Raw genomic sequence first — 1,988 nt, forward strand, 5'->3', positions numbered from 1 at the left:
CGCCGCCCGCTCGGCACGCTGGCCGTGCTGACCGAGGCGGGTCCCGAGGCCGGCGCCGAGGCGATCGAGCGGGCGACCGCGCGGGCCCGCGCCACCGCGCTGGCCCGCGACCTGACCAACACCCCGGCCGCCGAGAAGGACCCGTCCTGGCTCGCCGCCCGCGCCGGTCGGATCGCCGGCGACGCCGGTCTCACCGTCCGCGTGCTCGGTGAGAAGGAGCTGGTGGAGGGCGGTTTCGGCGGCATCCTGGCCGTCGGCGCCGGATCCTCGCGGCCGCCCCGCCTGATCGAGCTGTCCTACGTCCCGGACGGTGCGCCGGACGGGTCCGGGCGGCACGTCGTGCTGGTCGGCAAGGGCATCACGTTCGACAGCGGCGGCCTGTCGCTGAAGCCCAACGACGCCATGAAGACCATGAAGACGGACATGGCGGGCGGCGGCGCCGTCATCGCCGTGATGAGCGCGCTGCGCGACCTCGGCGTCCGGGACCGCGTCACCGGGCTGGTCGCCGCAGCGGAGAACATGCCGTCCGGGTCGTCCATGCGGCCCGGCGACGTGATCACGCACTTCGGCGGGACGACGTCGGAGGTGCTGAACACCGACGCCGAGGGGCGGCTCGTGCTGGCCGACGCGCTCGCCTACGCCGACGCCGAGCTCGACCCGGACGTGATCGTGGACGTGGCCACGCTGACCGGCGCCGCCAAGGTCGCGCTGGGCCTGCGGACCGGGGCGCTGTTCGCCAACGACGACGCCCTCGCCGGGGCGCTCACCGCGGCCGGGGCGGCGGCGGGCGAGCCGGTGTGGCGGCTGCCGCTCGTCGAGGACTACCGCGCCGCGATCGACTCCGACGTCGCCGACATCAACAACATCGGCCGTCCCGGCTACGGGGGCGGGTCCATCACCGCGGCGCTCTTCCTGCGCGAGTTCGTCGGCGACCGCACCTGGGCCCACCTGGACGTGGCGGGACCAGGCCGGTCCATGGCCGAGGACGCCGAGCTCACGCGCGGCGCGACCGGCTTCGGCGTCCGGCTCCTGCTGGACTGGCTGACCGCCTGAGCGGGACGGCGTCCGAAAAGATCTTGTACCGGGGGCAATCCACCGCCTCCCGCGGGACGAACAAGAGACCGTGGGAACCGGTCATGCCCGGTCCGCCCCCCGGCAGCGCGGCCGGGGGACGGGACCGCGGGACGAGCTGACGGCGCTGCTGGAACGGGTGGCCCGGGGTGACGAGCCCGCTTTCGCGCGGGTCTACGACCTCGTCGCGGCGCCCGTGTACGGGCTCGTCCTGCGGGTCCTCCGCGACCCGGCGCAGGCGGAGGAGGTCGCGCAGGAGGTCCTCGTCGAGCTGTGGCGCACCGCGTCCCGGTTCGATCCCGAGCGCGGCAGCGCGATGGCGTACGTGATGACGCTCGCGCATCGCCGGGCGGTCGACCGCGTCCGGTCGGCGCAGGCGGCAGCGGACCGCGAGGAGCGCGCCCACCGCGCGTCCGGGCCCGCTTTCGACGAGGTCGCCGAGGAGGTGGAGGCGCGGATGGAGCGTGAGCGCGTCCGGCGGTGCCTGGGCGGCCTGACCGAACTGCAACGGGAGTCCGTCACGCTCGCCTACTACGGCGGCTACACCTACCGCGAGGTGGCCGGCTTGCTGAAGGTGTCCCTCGGGACCGTGAAGACGCGCATGCGGGACGGGCTGATCAGGATGCGCGACTGCCTCGGAGTGGAACGATGACCCACGCCCCGCCCGACGTCCACGCCCTCGCGGGCGCGTACGCGCTCGACGGGCTGCCGGAGGCCGAGCGCGGGCGCTTCGAGGACCACCTCGGCGAGTGCGGCGACTGCGCGCGGGAGGTCCGCGGGCTCCGCGAGGTCGCCGCGCGGCTCGGCTCCGCCGCCGCCGTCCCGGCCCGCGAGGCGACGATGTGGTCGCCGTCCGGCAGGTACAGCAGGGCCATCGTCCGTGCCTGTCGGAGGCGCGGTCGGTGGTGAGCAGGCAC

General features: G+C 75.3%; 3 protein-coding genes. All 3 read left to right on the plus strand.

What is annotated here, in order from left to right; all coding sequences use genetic code 11:
• Positions 1 to 1,053: leucyl aminopeptidase family protein (locus tag E1300_RS49330; RefSeq protein ID WP_131764129.1), on the plus strand; the 1,053-nt coding region annotated here is incomplete at its 5' end.
• A gap of 70 nt (positions 1,054 to 1,123) precedes the next feature.
• Positions 1,124 to 1,723 carry an ECF RNA polymerase sigma factor SigK gene (sigK, locus tag E1300_RS49335; protein WP_131764130.1) on the plus strand — a complete coding sequence of 200 codons (600 nt, stop codon included), beginning with the start codon at positions 1,124 to 1,126 and terminating at the stop codon, positions 1,721 to 1,723.
• Complete coding sequence (locus tag E1300_RS49340) at positions 1,720 to 1,980, plus strand: zf-HC2 domain-containing protein (protein ID WP_131764131.1); 261 nt, start codon at positions 1,720 to 1,722, stop codon at positions 1,978 to 1,980. Before sigK ends, E1300_RS49340 begins: the two co-directional genes overlap by 4 nt.
• Positions 1,981 to 1,988: the final 8 nt, after the last annotated feature.

Origin of the sequence: Actinomadura fibrosa (genome assembly GCF_900659615.1) — a bacterium.
Classification (GTDB): Bacteria; Actinomycetota; Actinomycetes; order Streptosporangiales; family Streptosporangiaceae; genus Spirillospora; species Spirillospora fibrosa.

What these genes read in the sequence shown, in the direction of transcription:
- E1300_RS49340 (WP_131764131.1), top strand. Translation starts at nt 1,720, where the DNA reads ATGACCCACGCCCCGCCCGACGTCCACGCCCTCGCGGGCGCGTACGCG.